Below are 19,236 nucleotides of genomic sequence, written 5' to 3'. Positions count from 1 at the left end.
AAAAGCGGCAAAAAAAGGCCCCGGATCACTCCGGGGCCTTTTCATTTCACCTCACCGCCGGATCAACGATCCGGGCGGTGGGCGGATTCCGCGTCGCGCTGGCGTTCCATGAACTCCTTGGACGGTTCATCCAGCTTGTCGCCCAGCATGCGGCGCACGACCACGAAGAACACCGGGATCATCAGCAGGCCGAGCAGGGTGGCGAACAGCATGCCGCCGATCACGCCGGTACCGATGGCATGGCGGGAGTTGGCGCCAGCGCCGGTGGAGATCGCCATCGGGATCACGCCCATGATGAACGCGAACGACGTCATCAGGATCGGGCGGAAGCGCAGGCGGGCCGCCTCGATGGTGGCATCACGCAGGTTCTTGCCTGCTGCGCGCTGCTCCACCGCGAACTCCACGATCAGGATCGCGTTCTTCGCCGCCAGGCCGATCACGGTGATCAGGCCGATCTTGAAGAACAGATCGTTGGGCAGGCCGCGCAGCATCGACAGGCCGAGTGCACCCAGCACGCCCAGTGGCACGACCAGCAGCACCGCTACCGGGATCGACCAGCTTTCATACAGGGCTGCCAGGCACAGGAACACCACCACGATGGACAGCACCAGCAGCAGCGTGGCGGCATTGCCGGCCAGGATTTCCTGGTAGGACATGCCGGACCAGTCGTAGCCGAAGCCGGCCGGCAGGTCGTCGCTGACGATGCTCTCCATGGTCTGCATCGCTTCGCCCGAGCTGGTACCCGGGGCCTGCGAGCCGACGATGTTGATCGCCGAGTAGCCGTTGTAGCGGCTCAGCGACGGTGGTGCCGACACCCACTCGGACTTGACCACCGTGTTGAGCGGGATCATCGCGCTGGTGCCATCGGCGTTGGTGGTCAGGCTGGACGGGCTGTAGAAGCTCTTCAGCGACTCCTGGCCGGTGCGGTACGGGCCATCGGCCTGCATGGTCACGCGCTTGATGCGGCCTTCGTAGAAGAAGTCGTTGACGTACACCGGGGCCAGCATCAGCTGGATGGTGCTGTACACGTCCGACACCGACATGCCCATCGACTGCGCCTGCACGCGGTCCACGTGCAACTGCAGCTGCGGGGCGTTTTCCAGTCCGTTCGGACGCACGCCGACCAGAGCTTCGGGCTTCTGCGCGGCCTTGCCCAGCAGGATGTTGCGCGCCTGGGTCAGCTGCTCGTAGCCGGCACCACTGCGGTCCTGCAACCACATGTCGAAGCCACCGAACTGGCCGAGGCCCTGCACGGTGGGCAGGTTGACCACGAAGATCTGCGCTTCCTTGATGCCGTAGAACGCGCCGTTCATGTTCTGGATGAACTCGGGCGCGGTGAACTTGCGTTCCTCCCATGGCTTCAGGCGGATGAAGCCCATGCCCACGTTCTCGCCGGAACCGACGAAGCTGAAGCCGGCCACCTGCAGCATGCCTTCAAAGCCATCCTGCTTTTCCAGGATGCCACGCATCTGGCCGAACACTTCGTTGGTCTGGCCCTTGGTCGAACCCGGCGGCAGCTGCACGATCGCCAGCGCATAGCCCTGGTCTTCTTCCGGCAGGAAGCTGCCCGGCATGCGGGTGAACAGGAAGCCGCACAGCGCGGTGAGCACCACGAACAGGATCATCCAGCGCGGCGCATGGCGCACCGCCGAGGTGATGTGGCCCACGTAGGTGTGGCTGATCTTGTCGTAGTACTTGTTGAAGGTGCGGTAGACGATGTTCGGGTTGTCGTTGTGCGTCGGCTTGAGGAAGGTCGCGCACAGCGCCGGGGTGAAGCCCAGTGCCAGGAACGCCGAGAACGCCATCGAAATGGCGATGGTCAGCGCGAACTGCTTGTAGATCTCACCGGCCGCGCCACCCTGCAGTGCAGACGGGATGAACACCGCGGCCAGCACGACGGTGATCGCCACCACCGCGCCGGTGATCTGGGTCATCGCCTTCTGCGTGGCCGGCTTCGGCGCCAGCCCTTCCTCGGTCATGATGCGTTCGACGTTCTCGATCACCACGATCGCGTCGTCCACCACGATGCCGATCGCCAACACCATCGCGAACAGGGTCAGCTGGTTGATCGTGAAGCCGATCATCCACATGCCCAGGAAGGTGCCGAGCAGGGCCACCGGGATGACCAGGGTCGGGATCAGGGTGGCGCGGAAGTTCTGCAGGAAGATCAGCATCACCAGGAACACCAGGAACACTGCTTCAAACAGTGTCTTGACCACTTCCTGGATCGAGATCTTGACGAAGGTGGTGCTGTCGTACGGCGAGAACCAGGTCACGCCGGAGGGGAAGCTGGGCTGCAGCTCGTCCATCTTGGCGCGCACCGCATCGGCCACGTTCAGGGCGTTGGCGCCCGGCAGCAGCTGGATGGCGAAGGCACCGGTCGGCTTGCCGTTGTACTGGGTATCGAAGCCGTAGTTGTTGGCACCGAACGCAACGCGGGCGATGTCCTTCAGCAGCACGCGCGAGCCGTCAGGATTGGCCCGCAGGATGATGTCCTCGAACTCCTGCGGCGAGCTGAAGCGGCCTTCGGCCGAGACCGTGGCGGTGAAGTGCTGGCCTTCCGGCGACGGGTCCGAACCGAGCGCACCGGCAGCGAACTGCACGTTCTGCGCCCGCACCGCAGCCAGTACCTGGCTGGCCGACAGGCCGTAGCCCTGCATCTTTTCCGGGTTCAGCCAGATGTTCATGGCGTACTCGGAACCGAACTGCTGGGTGCTGCCGACGCCGGGAATACGCGAGACCTGGTCGAGCACGCGCGAACCGACGATGTCGTTCAGGGCATCACGGTTGATGGCCGGCGTATCGGACTGCAGCGCGATCACCATCAGGAAGCCCGCGTTGGCCTTGGCCACCACCACGCCCTGCTGGGTCACTTCCGAAGGCAGTCGTGGCGTAGCCAGCGAGACCTTGTTCTGCACCTGCACCTGGGCGATGTCCGGATCGGTACCGGTCTCGAAGGTCAGGGTGATCTGCGCACGGCCGTTGGAGGCGGACGAGGAGCTGAAGTACAGCAGGTGATCGATACCGGTCAGCTGCTGCTCGATCACCTGGGTGACCGATTTTTCCGTGGTATCGGCGCTGGCGCCCGGGTAGGTCGCCGAGACGGTGACCTGCGGCGGGGCGATGTTGGGATAGGACTCCACACCCAGGTTGAGGATCGCGATCACGCCGCTGAGCGAGATCAGGATCGCAACCACCCAGGCGAAGACTGGATGCTCGATGAAAAATTTAGGCATGACGGAAGGGTCCCGTTACTGCTTGTCTGAATCGGTGGCGGCCGGCTTGGCCGCATCGGCCTGCTCGGGCTTGGCCGCGTCGGCCGGTGCCTTGCCTGCGGCCGGCGCTGCCGCCGCCGGTGCAGCGCCGCCTGCAGCGGGCTTGCCGTTGGCGTCCTGGCCCGGGGTCCACGGCTTGGCCACCGCCGGTGCACCTTCCTTGACCTTCTGCACGCCGGCCACGATCACCTTGTCGCCCGGCGCCAGGCCGTCGCTGACCAGCCAGCTGGAACCCTGCGCGCCATCGGTCTTCACGTTCTTGCGCACGACCTTGCCGTCGGCACCGACCACCATCACGTAGCCGCCGGTGGTATCGCGCAGCAGGGCCTGCTGCGGCACCAGGTAGGCGTTGTTGCGTTCGCCCAGGTTGGCCTGGAAGCTGACGAAGGCACCCGGCAGCAGGATCTGCTGCGGGTTCGGCAGCAGCGCGCGCAGCGACACCGCACCGGTGGCCGGGTCGACCGTGGTCGAGGAGAAGTCCAGCGTGCCCGGCTCACCGTAGGTGCTGCCGTCGGCCAGCTTGACGTTGACCGTGGCCTTGCCGTCGCCGGACAGCGCCAGCGCGCCCTTGGCCTGCTGCGCGCGCAGCTGGGTCAGCTCATCCACGCTCAGCGAGAAGTTGACGTACAGAGGGTCGAGCTGGTCGACGGTGGTCAGCAGGGTCACATCGCCCTGGCCCACCAGCGCACCTTCGGTGACCTGCTGCTTGTTGGCCACGCCGCTGATCGGCGCGGTCACTTCGGTGTAGCCCAGGCTGATGCGCGAGGAGGTCACCGATGCCTCGGCCTGCTTGACTGCGGCCAGCGCGGTGCGCTCGGCCGATTCGGCGTTGTCCAGGTCGGCCTTGGAGACGAACTGCTGCGGCGCCAGCGAACGCGCGCGGTCGGCAGCGACCTTGGCGTTGGCGTAGGTCGCACGGGCCGAGGCGAGCTGGGCTTCGGAGGCGTTGAGCGAGGCTCGCAGCGGTGCCGGGTCGATCAGGAACAGGGTCTGGCCCTGCTTGACCTGCGAGCCTTCCTGGTAGACGCGCTTGAGCAGCACGCCGGGCACGCGTGCGCGGACGTCGGCGCTGCGGAACGGCGACAGCCGCCCGACCAGCTCGCGCTGCAGCGGCAGGGTCTGCGGCTTGGCGTCGATCACGCCCACCTCCGGCGGCGGGGGCATCTGCTGTTCCGGCTTCTTGCAGGCAGCCAGAGCGACAGCAACGGCGCACGTCAAGGCAAGGGTGCGGAGTGGGGCGGTCATCAGGAGGAACTCCGGGGTTGGTTTGTAGACGGGGCCGGCGACGGATCTGGCGCGAAGGCGCGCAGGAAGCTGTCGACGGAGAATTCTGCCCAGCGCCGACGCAGCAGCGCGTCATCACGATGGGGGGTATGGAAACGCTGTTTGTCGAAATCCTGACCGGCGATCATGCTTAATAGAAGCTCGGCCATGAAGTGCGGGTTGTCATGCCGCAGCAGACCGCGCCTGCAAACGGTTTCAATCCATTCAGCAAGATGAAGTGTCAATGCGCCGGCGCCATGCCGGTAAAGCGTGCGGGCTTCTTCCGGAAAATGGGCCGCGTCTGCGGCTATCAGCCGGCAGGCCTGGCCGACGTGCGGTTGGTTGAAGTGCTCCAGGAAGTCGGTGGCGAACTGCAGAAGGCTCTCACGCAGGTCGTCACTGCGGAGTGCACGCAGCATCGCTCCAGTGGCGTTTGCGACATGTCTTTGCATGACCCGGCGCAGCAGTTCCTGCTTGCTGCCATAGCGGGAGTACAGGGTCTGCTTGGAGCAGCCGGCCTGCTGGGCGACGGCGTCCATGCTCATCTGCATGCCCTGGTTGGCCAGCAGGACGCGCACGGCATCAAACACGCGCTCATCGCGCGCGTCGAGGGCAACGGGGAGGTAGGCCGGGTTCACGCGGTGGACTATACCGTCCAGTTCAGGATTGTGGAATCGCATCGGCGTCGCCGCGTGTGTCTTCCGGTAACACGCTTTGCCGATCCTGTCGGCAGTGCTGAAGTGGGCGCCAGCACCATACCGGTGCGAACTGAATAGGCGTCTAAACCGCAGCAAACCCGAATCTGCTTATTCCGTCCTGCAGCAAGGCCTTTTCGTGCGGTAGGGCTACAATTTCATTTTCCCAACTGAGCAAGCGCATCGCTCTGCCATGAAACCGCAAAAAACCGCAGCCAAGACCGTGAAAAACAAGACCAAACCAGCAGAGTCGGAGGTCGCAGTGACCGCTGGTTTCTCCCTGGAGCCGGTGTACACGGCATTGCGCAAGCGCTACCCCGCGGCCGCACAGGCCGAAGCGGTGGCTTTCGCCACCGACTTCTACAAGCGCATGGAGTCGGACGAGTTCCCGCACCACAGCGCTGAAGAGTGGGCCGCTCTCGCGGCTGAGACGCTGGAATTCGCCCGTGCCCGCAAGGCCGGCAAGGCCAACGTCCGCGTGTTCAATCCGACCGCGAAGGCCAACGGTTGGGAATCGCCGCACACCGTGCTGCAGATCGTCAATGACGACATGCCGTTCCTGGTCGATACCGTCACCATGTCGCTGGCCGAGCAGGGCGTGGGTGTCCACGTGCTGGGCCACCCGGTGCTGCGCTTCACCCGCGACAAGGCCGGCAAGCTGGTCAAGGTCGGCGAAGGTGATACCGAGTCGGTGATGCTGCTGGAAATCGACCGCCAGCCGGCCGAAGCCATGGCCGCCATCGAACAGGCCATCAACAAGGCGCTGGACGAAGTGCGTGCGATCGTGCGCGACTGGCAGCCGATGAAGGACAAGGCGCTGGCGCTGGCCGACGACCTGGGCAGCCGCCAGCTGCCGGTCGACGACGCGTCGCGCAAGGAAGCGCAGGAGTTCCTGCGCTGGGCCGCCGACAACCACTTCACCTTCTTCGGCTACCGCGAGTACCGCGTCGAGAAGCAGGGCAAGGAAGAGGTTCTGGCGCCGCTGAACGACACCGGCCTGGGCCTGATGCGCGGCAAGGACAAGTCTGCCGCCCGTCCGGTCAAGACCCTGGCCGCGCAGGGCCTGAATGCCACGTCCGGCTTGAAGGACGCGCTGATCCTGACCAAGACCAATGCCCGTTCGCGCGTGCACCGCGCCGGCTACATGGATTACATCGGCGTGCTGGAATTCGACGCCAAGGGCAAGATCATCGGCGAGCAGCGCTTCCTCGGCCTGTTCACCTCCAGTGCCTACAACCGTCGCCCGTGGGAAATCCCGCTGGTGCGCCAGCGCCACGAGCATGTGATGAAGCAGTCGGGCCTGGCCCCGGCCAGCCACAGTGGCAAGGCCCTGCGCCATATCCTGGAAACCCTGCCGCGCGAAGAACTGTTCCAGTCCAGCGAGGACGAACTGTTCCGCACCGCGATGGGCGTGCTGGGCCTGCAGGAGCGCGTGCGCAGCCGCCTGTTCCTGCGCCGCGACAAGTACAGCCGTTTCATCTCCGCGCTGGTCTACCTGCCGCGTGAGCGCTTCAATACCGACGTGCGCCTGCGCATCGAAGCGATGCTGAAGGAAGCGCTGCACGGCGAGTACGTCGACAGCTCGGTGGTGCTGGGCGAGTCGCCGCTGGCCCAGGTGCACCTGATCGTGCGCCCGAAGCCGGGTGAGATGCTCGACGTGGATACCGCCGAACTGGAGCAGAAGCTGGCCCAGGTGCTGCGCAACTGGCAGGACGACCTGCGCGAAGCGCTGGTGACCCGCCACGGCGAGACCGAAGGCCTGCGCATCGCCGCCCGCATCGGCAAGGCGCTGCCGGCCGGCTACATCGAAGACAACAGCACTGCTGTTGCCGCCAACGATGTCAGCCAGCTCGACGCCCTGACCGGCCCGGATGACCTGCGCCTGAGCCTGCAGGCGGTGCCGCGCGAAAGCGGCGACGGCCTGCGCCTGAAGCTGTATCGCCAACTGGACGACATTCCGCTGTCGGACGCGCTGCCGATGATGGAAAACATGGGCCTGCGCGTGATCGCCGAGCGTCCGTACCGCCTGTCGGTCGACAACGCCCCGGTGTACGTGCAGGACTTCGAGGTCGAATCGACCGCCGGCGCGATCGATGCCGCCCGTGTCGATGAAGCCTTCGGCGAGACCTTCGCCCGCGTCTGGCACGGCGATGCCGAGAACGACGGCTTCAACCGCCTGGTGCTGGCCGCCGGCCTGCACTGGCGCCAGGTCGCCATGCTGCGCGGCTACTGCAAGTACCTGCTGCAGACCGGCGTGCCGTTCTCGCAGGCCTACGTGGAAGGCACCTTCGCCCGTTACCCGCTGCTGGCCCGCCTGCTGGTCGAGCTGTTCGAAGCCCGCTTCGATCCGGCCACCGGCCACGAAGGCAAGGACGACATCGCTGCCGGCCAGGCCCAGCTGAAGGCCCACTTCGATGTGCTGGCGGCGGGTGACGACGCCACCCTGAAGGTGCTCAAGACCGTGGTCGATGCGCGCAAGGGTGACCGTGACGCGCAGATGCAGGCCGCGCGCGATGCGCTGCTGAAGCTGATGGACCGCGTGTCGAGCCTGGACGAGGACCGCATCCTGCGCTCGTTCATGGGCGTGATCGACGCTACCCTGCGTACCAGCTACTACCAGACCGATGCCAACGGCCAGCACGGCCATGTCATCAGCTTCAAGTTCGATTCGGCGCTGGTGCCGGACCTGCCGAAGCCGCGTCCGTACCGCGAAATCTTCGTCTACGGCCCGCGCGTGGAAGGTACCCACCTGCGCTTCGGCGCGGTTGCCCGTGGCGGCCTGCGCTGGTCGGATCGTCGTGAAGACTTCCGTACCGAAGTGCTCGGCCTGGTCAAGGCACAGATGGTCAAGAACACCGTCATCGTGCCGGTCGGCGCGAAGGGTGGCTTCTTCGCCAAGACCCCGCCGGTGAACGGCGACCGCGACGCGGTCTTCGCCAACGGCGTGGCCTGCTACAAGCTGTTCATCCAGGGCCTGCTGGACATCACCGACAACATCGTCAACAACAAGATCGTGCCGCCGGTGGATGTCGTGCGCCACGACATGGACGATCCGTACCTGGTGGTGGCCGCCGACAAGGGCACCGCGACCTTCTCCGACATCGCCAACGGCCTGGCCATCGCGCACGGCTTCTGGATGGGCGATGCGTTCGCCTCCGGTGGTTCGGTTGGTTACGACCACAAGGGCATGGGCATCACCGCACGCGGTGCGTGGGAATCGGTCAAGCGCCACTTCCGTGCGCTGGGCCGTGACAGCCAGAGCCAGGACTTCACCGCGGTCGGCGTCGGCGACATGTCCGGCGACGTGTTCGGCAACGGCATGCTGCTGTCGCGCCACATCCGCCTGGTGGCCGCGTTCGACCACCGCCACATCTTCCTGGACCCGAACCCGGATTCGGCCACCACGTTCGTCGAGCGTGAGCGCCTGTTCACCGTGCCGCGTTCGAGCTGGGCAGACTACGATGCCATGCTGATCAGCAAGGGCGGCGGCATCTTCCCGCGTACCCTGAAGTCGATCGAGATCACCCCGCAGGTGCGTGAAGCGCTGGGCCTGGACGAGAACGTCAAGGCGCTGTCGCCGAACGATCTGATGAGCGCGATCCTGAAGGCGCCGGTCGACCTGCTGTGGAATGGCGGCATCGGTACCTACGTCAAGGCCGCCAGCGAGCAGCACAGCGATGTCGGCGACCGCGCCAACAACGCCCTGCGCGTGAACGGTGGCGAGCTGCGCTGCAAGGTGGTGGGCGAGGGCGGCAACCTGGGCATGACCCAGCTGGGCCGCATCGAAGCTGCCCAGGCCGGTGTGCTGCTCAACACCGACTTCATCGACAACTCGGCCGGTGTCGACACCTCCGACCATGAAGTCAACATCAAGATCCTGCTCAATGATGTGGTGCGGGCCAAGAAGCTGACCGTCGAGCAGCGCAACAAGCTGCTGGCCTCGATGACCGATGAAGTCGCCGAGCTGGTGCTCAACGACAACTACCGCCAGAACCAGGCGCTGAGCCTGATGGAGCGGATGGCGGTCAAGCGCCTGGGTTCCAAGCAGCACTTCATCCGTACCCTGGAACAGCAGGGCCTGCTTGATCGCCAGATCGAGTTCCTGCCGTCCGACGCCGAGCTGTCCCAGCGCAAGGCACGCGGCCAGGGCCTGACCCGTCCGGAACTGTCGGTGCTGCTGTCCTACTCCAAGCTGGTGGCGTTCGCCCAGCTGCTGGACTCGGACATCCCGGAAGATCCGTACCTGTCCAAGGAACTGCAGCGCTACTTCCCGACCCCGCTGCAGAAGAAGTACGCCGACGCGATGGAGCGTCACCGCCTGAAGCGCGAAATCATCGCCACGGCCGTGACCAACCAGACCATCAACCGCATGGGCGCCACCTTCCTGATGCGCATGCAGGAAGACACCGGCCGCTCCATCGCCGAGGTCGCCAAGGCCTACACCATCAGCCGCGAAACGCTGGATGCACGCGCGCTGTGGGCGCAGATCGATGCCCTCGACGGCAAGGTGCCGGAGTCGGTGCAGATCGATGCACTGGAAGTGATCTGGAAGCTGCAGCGTTCGTTCGTGCGCTGGCTGCTGTCGCGCCCGGGCGCGATGCCGGGCATCACTGAAGCGGTCAACCGCTACCAGGGCCCGTTCAACGACATCCGCGTTGCTTCGGGTGTGCTGCCGGATTCGCAGCGTCCGACCTACGAAGCCCTGGTGGCCGAGTGGAAGGAAAAGGGCCTGCCGTCCGCACTGGCGCAGCAGCTGGCCGAGCTGCACTTCCTGGAGCCGGCGTTCGACATCATCGAACTGGCCCGTACCCGCAAGCTGAAGCCGGTCGACGTGTCCAAGGTCCACTTCCGCCTGGGCGATGCCCTGCAGCTGCCGTGGCTGTTCGAGCAGGTCGATGCGCTGGAGGTCAATGGCCGCTGGCACGCCGTGGCACGTGGCGTGCTGCGTGATGAGCTGGCTGCCAACCACCGCAACCTGGCCGGCCAGGTGCTGGGCACCAAGGGTGGCAGTGCTGAAGCCAAGGTGGCGGCCTGGATGGGCCGTGATGACAACAGCCTGCGCTTCACCCTGGCAATGCTGGCCGAACTGGCCGAGCAGAAGACCCTGGACTACCCGACCGTCTCGGTCGCGGTCCAGCGCCTGGGCCAGCTGGCCGCGCATGGTGCGTAAGCGCATTCGCGCTCACGCCCCACGGTTTGCTCTGCAAACCGTGGGCCCCATGCCAACCGTGCTCCCAGACCCCCGCGCCGTTGGCGCGCCCCCCTGACTCAGGGGGGCTCCTGATCTGCAGCAGTTGGAGGAACGGCCCCGCGAAAGCGGGGCCGTTCTGCATTGCCTGGTAGTGCCGGCCGCTGGCCGGCAACCGCATGAACCGCAACCGGCTCTGGCCGCGCATGGTGCGTAAGCGCATTCGCGCTGACGCCCCACGGTTTGCTCTGCAAACCGTGGGCCCCATGCCAACCGTGCTCCCAGACCCCCGCGCCGTTGGCGCGCCCCCCTGACTCAGGGGGGGCTCCTGATCTGCAGCAGTTGGAGGAACGGCCCCGCGAAAGCGGGGCCGTTCTGCATTGCCTGGTAGTGCCGGCCGCTGGCCGGCAACCGCATGAACCGCAACCGGGTGCAGCTGACGGCCAGCGGCCGGCACTACCGGGTATGCTCTTGCTGGCACACCCACCCGGATCCACCGATGAGCGACACCCCCCGCATCGCTTTCCTGGCCAGCACCACCGAACCCGCGCAGATGGCCCGCGCGGCGATGGTTTCGCGTTATGGCGATCACGCGCCGGAGCAGGCCGACGTGCTGTGCCCGCTGGGGGGCGACGGCTTCATGCTGCAGACCCTGCATCGGCATGGGCACCTGGGCAAGCCGGTGTTCGGCATGAAGCTGGGCACGGTCGGCTTCCTGATGAACCAGTACCGTGGCGACGATGACGTGCAGGCCCGCATCGCGCGCGCCGAACCGGCCAACCTGCGCCCGCTGGAAATGGTGGCGCTGACCGAGTCCGGCACCAGTACCGGGTCACTGGCCTACAACGATGTCTCGTTGCTGCGGCAGACCCGGCAGGCGGCGCATATCGGCATCGACCTCAACGGCCAGGAGCGCGTGGCCGAGCTGATCGGTGACGGCGTGCTGGTGGCCACCCCGGCCGGCAGCACCGCCTACAACTATTCCGCGCACGGCCCGGTGCTGCCGCTGGGCTCGCATACCATCGCGCTGACGCCATTGGCACCTTATCGGCCGCGTCGCTGGCGCGGCGCGATCCTCAAGGCCGACACCGAAGTGCGCTTCCGCGTGCTTGATCCGTACAAGCGCCCGGTCAGCGTCACCGCTGATTCGCACGAAACCCGCGATGTGGTCGAGGTGACCATCCGCGAGTCGAAGGACCGCCGCGTGACCCTGCTGTTCGACCCGGAGCACAACCTGGAAGACCGGATCCTGAGCGAACAGTTCGTTTTTTGAGGACAATGGGCGGCCGGCCCCGCCGACCGCTTGAAGGACCCCCACCGATGGGCGACAACTCCCCCCGTTTGCTGACCGTCGCGGTGACCTCGCGCGCGCTGTTCGATCTCGAAGAAAGCCACGCGCTGTTCGAGAGCGATGGCGTGGCGGCCTATGCCGAATTCCAGCGCCAGCATGAGGACGACATCCTCGGGCCCGGCGTGGCCTTTCCCGTGGTGCGCAAGCTGTTGGCGCTGAACCAGGGCGCCAGCCCGGAGAACCCGCGGGTCGAGGTGATCCTGCTGTCGCGCAATTCGGCCGATACCGGCCTGCGCATCTTCAATTCGATCCAGCACTACGGCCTGGGCATCATCCGCGCGACGTTCACCGCCGGCGAACCGACCTGGCCGTACGTGAAGCCGTTCGGCACCGACCTGTTCCTGTCGGCCAACCCGGAATCGGTGCGCAGCGCGCTGCGCCATGGCATTGCGGCGGCGACCATCCTGCCCAAGCCGCCGGGCGAGACCGCCGCGGCAGCGGCCGACCAGATCGATACCGGTCGCCCGGCCGGCCAGCTGCGCATTGCCTTCGACGGGGACGCGGTGATCTTCGGCGACGAGAGTGAACGCATTTCGCGCGAGCAGGGCGTGGAAGCCTTTGGCCGCCATGAACGCGAGCGCGCCCGCGAGCCGCTCAGCGGCGGCCCGTTCCGCGGCTTCCTGTCGGCCCTGCACACGCTGCAGGAAGTGTTCCCGGCCGGCGAGAGCGCGCCGATCCGCACCGCGCTGGTCACCGCGCGGTCGGCGCCGGCGCATGAGCGGGTGATCCGCACCCTGCGTGAGTGGGGCGTGCGCCTGGACGAAGCGCTGTTCCTCGGTGGCCGCCACAAGGGACCGTTCCTGCGGGCGTTCGGCGCCGACATCTTCTTCGATGATTCACAGCACAACATCGACAGCGCCCGCGAGCATGTGGCGGCCGGCCACGTACCGCACGGCGTCGCCAACGAGGGGTAGGGCCTGGTAGCTGCCAACCTTGGTTGGCATCGCGGTGAAACCGCGCCCACCAAGGTGGGCGACTACCGGAGCGTGGCTACGGGCTGCCGGACATCCCCAGCTGCAGGTCCACCACCTTCCAGCGCAGGCCCTGCGGTTCCAGCACCACCTTCAATGGCGGCTGGCCGGGGCCGCGATCGACATCGATCACGAAGCGGTCGAACGCCTCGAAATGGTGCTCGGCATGCTTCAGGGGCCGCGCCGGTTCGGTCGCGCCGAAGGCATCGCCGCCCTGCAGTTCATTGCGGCCACGCTTCCACAACACATGGCCCTGCAGCACCGCGCCGATTCCGGTCGGGGTCACCATGGTCTCCACCGCGGCACCGCCGAGCTGGTCGCCGAGGCCATACAGCAGGGCACCGAACGGGCTGGCAGCCACATCCGGGCCAGTCTGGCGTACCAGGTAATCATTGAGCTGCGCGCGCAGGCTGCTGCGCACGCGCGGGAAATCGACGTAACGCTCCAGGCGGGCGGTGTCGCGCTGTTCGATGGCCTTGGACAGGCCATTGACGGTCATGTACGGGCCGCCGAACCACCAGGCCGCCACGGCCAGGACCAGCAGCACAACGAGTGCGGTCGCTTTCTTCATGCCGCCCAGACTGCCGCATTGGCGGCAGCGCCGGGTGAAGACTCAATGACTGGGTGAGCCACGGCCGTCACCGAAGGCATCGACCAGCCGTTGCCGTTCGGCCGGGGTCAGCGCTTCCAGCTGCGTCGCCAGCACCTCGTCCAGGCTGCGGGTGCGGGTGGTGCCGAGAATTCCGCTGGCCACGCCGGGATGGCCCAGCGTATAGGCGAAGGCGGTCTGGGCCGGGCGCTGGCTGTGGATCGCGGCCACCGCGCGCCGCATCCGGCGGGCACTGTGCATCAGCTGGCGGCTGCTGGGCTTCAGCCACGCGCGTGCCAGGTACCAACCATCGGCCAGCCGTGGCAGGCGCGGACGCGCGGGCAGCAGGTGGCCCTGTGCCAGCACGGTGCCGGCCAGCACGCCAATGCCCGCTGCGTGCAGCTGGTCGATCAGCGGCTCGCGGTCCTGCTGCAGGGCGTTGTAGTCCAGCAGCACCACATCGAAGGCGTCGGGATGGGCGATCATCCAGCGCAGGGTGGAGGCCGAATGGGTGTTGATGCCGGTGTGCCGGATCAACCCACGCTCGCGCAGGCGCTGCAGCGCGGCCAGCAGGTCGTCGTTGATGTCGTGTTCGCTGGCGCCATGCAGCTGGTAGATGTCAAGGTGGTCCAGGCCGAGGTTGCGCAACGAGGCCTCGCAGCTGGCGGTGATGGCCTCGGGCGAGAAATTGCGTTGCTCGGTGCCGCTGATGCCAGCCTGCCCGGTCAGCGTGCCGCCTTTGCTGGAGATCACCAGTGAATCGCGCGGGTAGCGCTTCAGCAACGGGCGCAGGATGCGGCCCAGGCGCGGCTCGGCATGGAAGCCGGAATAGTTGTGGCCGGTATCGAGCAGGTTCACTCCATGGGCGAGCGCATGTTCGACCACCGCAGCCGACTCATGCTCCGGGAAGCGGCGATGGCCCCAGAAGCCGGAGCAGCCCAGTCCGATCGGTGAAACGGCCAGGCCGGTGCGGCCGAGCACGCGCCGCTGGCGGGCCAGCGGAAGATGCTGCGACATCAGAACTCCAGATCCAGCGCGGCGCACAGGTAGTCGACGAACGGGCCGAGCGCGGCCAGGTCCTTGCCCAGCGTGGACAGCAGGCGCGGGCCGGTCATGGTGGCGTCGTCCAGCGAGCGCCACATCACCCAGTTGCGGTGCTTGAGGTCGTCGATGAACTCGAAGTCTGCCGGGAAGCCGCGCGGTGGCCGCACCAGCTTTTCGCTCTCCTCGAAATCGAAGCGCTTGCGCAGGGCCGGCGCATGCGCGGCAGCCTTCCAGCTGCCCGGGTTGTCGAGGATGAAGTGGCGTACGCGGCGTTGGGTTTCCGGTTCCGGATGCCACAGGCCGGCACCGACGAAGCTCTCGCCCGGCTGCAGGTGCACGTAGAACGAAGGTGCGGCCACTTCACGGCGGCGCTCATGGAACAGGCGTGCGCCCTGCCAGGTCTTGTACGGTGACTTGTCGTTGGAGAAGCGCGCGTCGCGATGGATGCGGAACAGCGAGCCGCCGACGCCACGCGTATCTGCGCGGAAATGCTCGCTGACCTCGGCCAGTGCCGGCTGCAGGTCGCCCAGCAGGCGAAGGAACGGCTGCCGTACGTGGTCTTCATACTGCTGGCGGTGGTCGTTGAACCAGGCCTTGTCGTTATGCCGCGCCAGGCTGCGCAGGAACTTGAAACTGGCGTCAGAGAAGTAGGTGCTCACAGCGTCTCCTGCAGGTGCTGGCCCCAGTCGCGCAGCGATTGCAGCAGGGCCTGGCGCCGCGCGTCGTCGGGCGCCTCGGCAGCCAGTGCATCGAGCTGCTGCTGGAACTGGGACAGGTTGAGTTCGCCCAGGCCGCCGTCTCCCAGCAACCGTTGGCGGCGGTAATCCTGCCAGCGCTGGTGTTCAGCCGGCGCGAGGCTGTCGGGATGGTTGCGCGCGCGGTAGCGGAACAGCAGCTCCGGCAGGCGCGGGTCGCGGAAGCGGCCCTCCAGCGCGGCCAACTGCTCGGGTGCGGTGGTGCGTGCCAGCGCAAGCAGTGGCTTGTCGCCATTGCCGAGGAAGCCGTCGTACAGCGATGCATCGACATCGGCCACGGTGGTGGCGCGGGGCTGGTTGTAGACCTGGCGAGCCTTCTCGGCCAGCTGCGGGGCGAACGCGCGCAGCCGTTCCACCTTGGCCTCGATCGCGGCCACGTCCAGGCCGAGGCGTTCGTGGTCATCGGCGCGCAGGTGGTTCCAGGCGATCAGCGCCGGCACCTTGTTCAGATGCACTTCCTTCAGCGGCACCCGCGCCACGCCTTCGGGCAGTTCGCTGGCGCGCATGTACAGGCGCTGTGCGATCACGTCGGCCGGCAGTTCCAGCAGATCGTCGATCTCGCCTTCCAGATCGAACACGATCACCCGGTTGTTGATGGTCGGATGCACGGCCAGCGGCAGTACGGGGGCCGCGCACAGGCGACTGGCCGGATAGCGCATGGAGATGTGCAGCACCGGCTTCATCGCGGCCACGTCCAGCAGGCCGCCGACGAAGCGCTTGTCACGCAGCTTCAGCGCGTACTCCCACAGGCGCGGCTGCGACCGCTTGAACAGGCGTGCCATCCCGATGGTGGCGCGCACGTCTGAAAGTGCTTCGTGCGCATCGCCTTCGCGCACGTTGTTGGCCTCGGCCAGGTGCTCGAGCTTGAACGAGGTGGCGCCGTCCTCGCGCAGCGGCCACTGGATGCCATCCGGGCGCATTGCGCGCATCAGGCGCAGCATGTCCAGCAGGTCCCAGCGCGAGTTTCCGTTGCGCCATTCGCGTTCGTAGGGGTCGTGGAAGTTGCGGAACAGGCCGTAGCGCACGAACTCATCGTCGAAGCGCAGCGTGTTGTAGCCCAGCGCACAGGTACCGGGGCGCGACAGCTGTTCGTTGATGCGGTCGAAGGCTTCGGCCTCGCTGATGCCCTCGGCCAGCGCCTGCTGCGGGGTGATGCCGGTGACCAGGGTGGCCATCGGCGAGGGCAGCAGGTCATCCGCCGGCCGTACGAAGAAGCTGACCGGGGTATCGATCTCGTTGAGGTCGGCGTCGGTGCGGATCGCGGCGAACTGCGAGATGCGCGTGCGCCGCGGGTCCTGGCCGAAGGTTTCCAGGTCGTAGAACAGGAAGCTGTCGGCCATCAGTGCGCGCCCTCCAGGACCGGCAGCTGGGCGTGGATCTGCGCTTCCAGTGCGGCCCAGTCGATGTTGTCCAGTGAATCGTGACCTGCGGTGGCTGCAGCCAGCATGTCGCGTTGCAGTTCGGTACGGCGCAGCGCCTCGGCGTAGGGCGTGTGCAGGAAGGTGACCATCGTGTAGTGCGGCACGAAGCGGGTCGGCCAGCGCCGCTGCAGTTCCTGCTCCAGCTCGCGCTGCAGCAGGAATGCAGGATCGGCCACGCGGTCGCGCATCTCCAGGTAGTTCTCCAGCGCCATCTGCTGGATGGCACGTGCATTCGGCTTGCGCTCGGCTTCGAACGCGGCGAACGCCCCTTCCAGGTCATCGGCCTCCGTCAGGTGGCGAGCCAGTGCGACGCAGTCCTCGAACGCGCAGTTCATGCCCTGGCCATGGAACGGCACCATGGCATGCGCGGCATCGCCGATCAGTACGGCGCGGCCCTGCTGATGCCAGCGCTCCAGGGTGAGCGTGCCGAGCAGGCCCGGCGGGTGCTGTTCCCAGTCCGCGCGCAGGTTCGGGATCAACGGCAGGGTGTCGGCGAACTCGCGGGCGAACAATGCCTCGGCCTGCGCACCGGTGTTGACCGTGGCGAAGCTGGGGTCGCCCTGGTTGGGCAGGAACAGGGTGACGGTGAAGGTGCCCTCGTGATTGGGCAGGGCGATGCACATGTAGTGGCCGCGTGGCCAGATGTGCAGGGCATTGCGCTCGATGCGGAAGCTGCCGTCGGCGGCCGGCGGGATCTCCAGCTCCTTGTAGGAATGGTCGAGGAAGGCGATGTCCTCGCCCAGCGGCGCACGGCGGTTCATCGCCGCGCGCAGTGCCGAACCGGCACCGTCTGCACCGATCAGGGTGTCGAAGTGGATGTCGTGCGGGCTGTCGTCGCGATCATCGATGAAACGCGCGTAGCCGGCATCGAAATCAACGGTATGCAGGCGACGATGAAAATGCACGGTGGCGCCGGCCTGTTCGGCCAGTTCCAGCAGCGTGGTGTTCAGGTCGCTGCGATGGATCGACCAGATCACCTCGCTGTCGTCACGGCCATAACGCTGCAGCTGCGGCTCGCCGTCGCGCGGGTGCACCATGCGGCCGCGCATCATCACTGCGCGCGCCATCACTTCGTCCTCCACGCCTGCCTGGCGCAGTGCGTTGCGCCCGCGCTCGGCCAACGCCAGGTTGATCGAGCGGCCGCTCTCGTAGTCGGCCACGCGCGGATCGCCGCGGCGTTCGTACAGGGTGATGCGCCAACCTTGCCGTGACAGCAGGATGGCCAGCAGGGACCCGGCGAGGCCGGCACCAATAATGCTCAACGAGCGGGAGGCGTGTGCGATCAACGAACTGTCCAGCAGGAGGGGAGGAGCCGGCTTAGAGGCCGGCCCAGACTTCCACTTCCTCGACGAAGTGGTGCACGTCCAGGTAGCGGTTGTAGAGCGGGGTGGGCGAGATGCGGATCACGTCGGGCTCGCGCCAGTCGCCGAGCACGCCGATGCCGCGCAGGTGCTCGAACAGGGCGCGGCCACGCTCGCGGCCACCGATCACGCGCAGCGACAACTGGCAGCCGCGGCGCTGCGGGTCGGCCGGGGTGATGATGTCCAGCACCTGCGGCAGGCGCGCGCGTACCAGTGCTTCGAGCATGCCGGTCAGCGCCAGCGACTTGCTGCGCAGTGCGTCCATTCCGGCGCGCTCGAACAGGTCCAGCGAGGCACGCAGCGGTGCCAGGCCGAGAATGGGCGGATTGCTCAGCTGCCACCCTTCGGCACCGATGGCGGGCGTGAACTGCGGCGCCATCTGGAAGCGGGTGGCTTCCTCGTGGCCCCACCAGCCGGCAAAGCGCGGCAGGGTGGTGTCGCGATGATGGCGTTCGTGCACGAACGCACCGGCCACAGCGCCGGGGCCGCTGTTGAGGTATTTGTAATGGCACCACACGGCGAAATCGGGGGCGACGTCATGCAGGCGCAGCGGCAGGTTGCCGACCGAGTGCGCCAGGTCGAAGCCGATACGTGCGCCCTGCAGGCGTGCGGCGCGGGTGATCGAATCGAGGTCGAAGGCCTGGCCGGTGCGGTACTGCACGCCGGGCCACAGCACCAGCGCCAGGCGCGGGCCGTGCTCGGCGATGGCGCGTTCGATCGCGGTCAGCGAGATCGTGCCATTGGCTTCGTCCGGTTGCACTTCCACCAGGCACTCGGCCGGGTCGAAGCCATGGAAGCGGATCTGTGCTTCCACGGCATGGCGGTCGGTCGGGAATGCACCGGCTTCCATCAGGATCACCGGACGCTGCGTGGTCGGCCGGTAGAAGCTGACCATCATCAGATGCAGGTTCACGCTCAGCGTGTTCATCGCCACTACTTCACTGGGCAGCGCGCCGACCACGCGGGCCAGCTGTGCGCTCACCAGGCGGTGGTAGGACAGCCACTGCGTCGGGCCGGTGAAGTGGCCTTCCACGGCCAGCTCGCCCCACTGCTTCATCACTTCCTGCACCGCCGCCTGTGCACCACGCGGCTGCAGGCCCAGCGAGTTGCCGACGAAGTAGGTCTGCTCGCCGCCACCGTGGCGCGGAATCAGGAATTCATTGCGCAGCGGGCGCAGCGGATCGGCGGCGTCCAGGGCGATGGCATGGGTGCGGCTGAGCAGGTCGGACATGGTCGGGCAACAGGCTGCAACGGGACCGCCAGTGTAGCGCCTGCTCCCTGTAGAGCCGAGCCCATGCTCGGCTTCATCAATACAGCCAGGCT

The 19,236-nt window shown here is 66.8% G+C and carries 12 protein-coding genes; 3 read left to right on the top strand and 9 right to left on the bottom strand.

The window, feature by feature from the left end; translation table 11 throughout:
* Positions 1-62 precede the first annotated feature (62 nt).
* Genes B9Y64_RS21550 through B9Y64_RS21540 form a run of 3 tightly spaced genes read right to left on the bottom strand, consistent with a single transcriptional unit; the run spans position 63 to position 5,176 of the window.
* Complete coding sequence (locus tag B9Y64_RS21550; RefSeq protein WP_100442388.1) at positions 63-3,236, bottom strand: multidrug efflux RND transporter permease subunit; 3,174 nt, start codon at positions 3,234-3,236, stop codon at positions 63-65.
* A gap of 15 nt (positions 3,237-3,251) precedes the next feature.
* Complete coding sequence (locus tag B9Y64_RS21545; RefSeq protein WP_100442387.1) at positions 3,252-4,520, bottom strand: efflux RND transporter periplasmic adaptor subunit; 1,269 nt, start codon at positions 4,518-4,520, stop codon at positions 3,252-3,254.
* Positions 4,520-5,176, bottom strand: a complete 657-nt coding sequence (locus B9Y64_RS21540) for a TetR/AcrR family transcriptional regulator (protein ID WP_100442412.1) — start codon at positions 5,174-5,176, stop codon at positions 4,520-4,522. Before B9Y64_RS21540 ends, B9Y64_RS21545 begins: the two co-directional genes overlap by 1 nt.
* Positions 5,177-5,426: 250 nt before the next feature.
* On the opposite strand from B9Y64_RS21540, the gene B9Y64_RS21535 reads away from it, so the two are divergent.
* The 3 genes from B9Y64_RS21535 (at position 5,427) to B9Y64_RS21525 (ending at position 12,686) form a co-directional block, all read left to right on the top strand.
* Entirely contained in the window at positions 5,427-10,403 is a 4,977-nt protein-coding gene (locus B9Y64_RS21535) for an NAD-glutamate dehydrogenase (protein WP_100442386.1), read from the top strand.
* A gap of 517 nt (positions 10,404-10,920) precedes the next feature.
* Positions 10,921-11,694 (top strand): NAD kinase, encoded by a 774-nt coding sequence (locus B9Y64_RS21530; protein ID WP_006376667.1) that lies wholly within the window; start codon positions 10,921-10,923, stop codon positions 11,692-11,694.
* Positions 11,695-11,741: 47 nt separating this feature from the next.
* Positions 11,742-12,686: a 5'-nucleotidase gene (locus B9Y64_RS21525; RefSeq protein WP_100442385.1), complete on the top strand. Its 945-nt coding sequence runs from the start codon at positions 11,742-11,744 to the stop codon at positions 12,684-12,686.
* Between the two features lie 76 nt (positions 12,687-12,762).
* On the opposite strand, the gene B9Y64_RS21520 is transcribed toward B9Y64_RS21525, so the two are convergent.
* From B9Y64_RS21520 to kynU, 6 genes are read right to left on the bottom strand one after another with little or no spacing between them, the layout of a single operon-like run.
* Complete coding sequence (locus tag B9Y64_RS21520; protein WP_100442384.1) at positions 12,763-13,314, bottom strand: DUF2939 domain-containing protein; 552 nt, start codon at positions 13,312-13,314, stop codon at positions 12,763-12,765.
* A gap of 42 nt (positions 13,315-13,356) precedes the next feature.
* Positions 13,357-14,349 (bottom strand): aldo/keto reductase, encoded by a 993-nt coding sequence (locus B9Y64_RS21515; RefSeq protein ID WP_100442383.1) that lies wholly within the window; start codon positions 14,347-14,349, stop codon positions 13,357-13,359.
* Positions 14,349-15,035, bottom strand: coding sequence for a DUF2461 domain-containing protein (locus B9Y64_RS21510; protein ID WP_049463160.1), 687 nt, complete (start codon positions 15,033-15,035; stop codon positions 14,349-14,351). Before B9Y64_RS21510 ends, B9Y64_RS21515 begins: the two co-directional genes overlap by 1 nt.
* Positions 15,032-16,471, bottom strand: a complete 1,440-nt coding sequence (gene sbcB, locus B9Y64_RS21505; RefSeq protein ID WP_100442382.1) for an exodeoxyribonuclease I — start codon at positions 16,469-16,471, stop codon at positions 15,032-15,034. Before sbcB ends, B9Y64_RS21510 begins: the two co-directional genes overlap by 4 nt.
* On the bottom strand, positions 16,471-17,838 hold the full coding sequence (locus B9Y64_RS21500; protein WP_100442381.1) for an FAD-dependent oxidoreductase: 1,368 nt from the start codon (positions 17,836-17,838) through the stop codon (positions 16,471-16,473). The genes sbcB and B9Y64_RS21500 overlap by 1 nt, the downstream gene beginning before the upstream one ends.
* Positions 17,839-17,869: 31 nt before the next feature.
* A complete protein-coding gene (kynU, locus tag B9Y64_RS21495; RefSeq protein ID WP_100442380.1) occupies positions 17,870-19,144 on the bottom strand; it encodes a kynureninase in 1,275 nt (424 codons plus the stop codon).
* Positions 19,145-19,236: the final 92 nt, after the last annotated feature.

Origin of the sequence: Stenotrophomonas maltophilia, assembly GCF_002799245.1 — a bacterium.
In the GTDB taxonomy this organism is placed as follows: domain Bacteria; phylum Pseudomonadota; class Gammaproteobacteria; order Xanthomonadales; family Xanthomonadaceae; genus Stenotrophomonas; species Stenotrophomonas maltophilia_S.
This window is presented reverse-complemented; position numbering and strand designations above follow the sequence as displayed.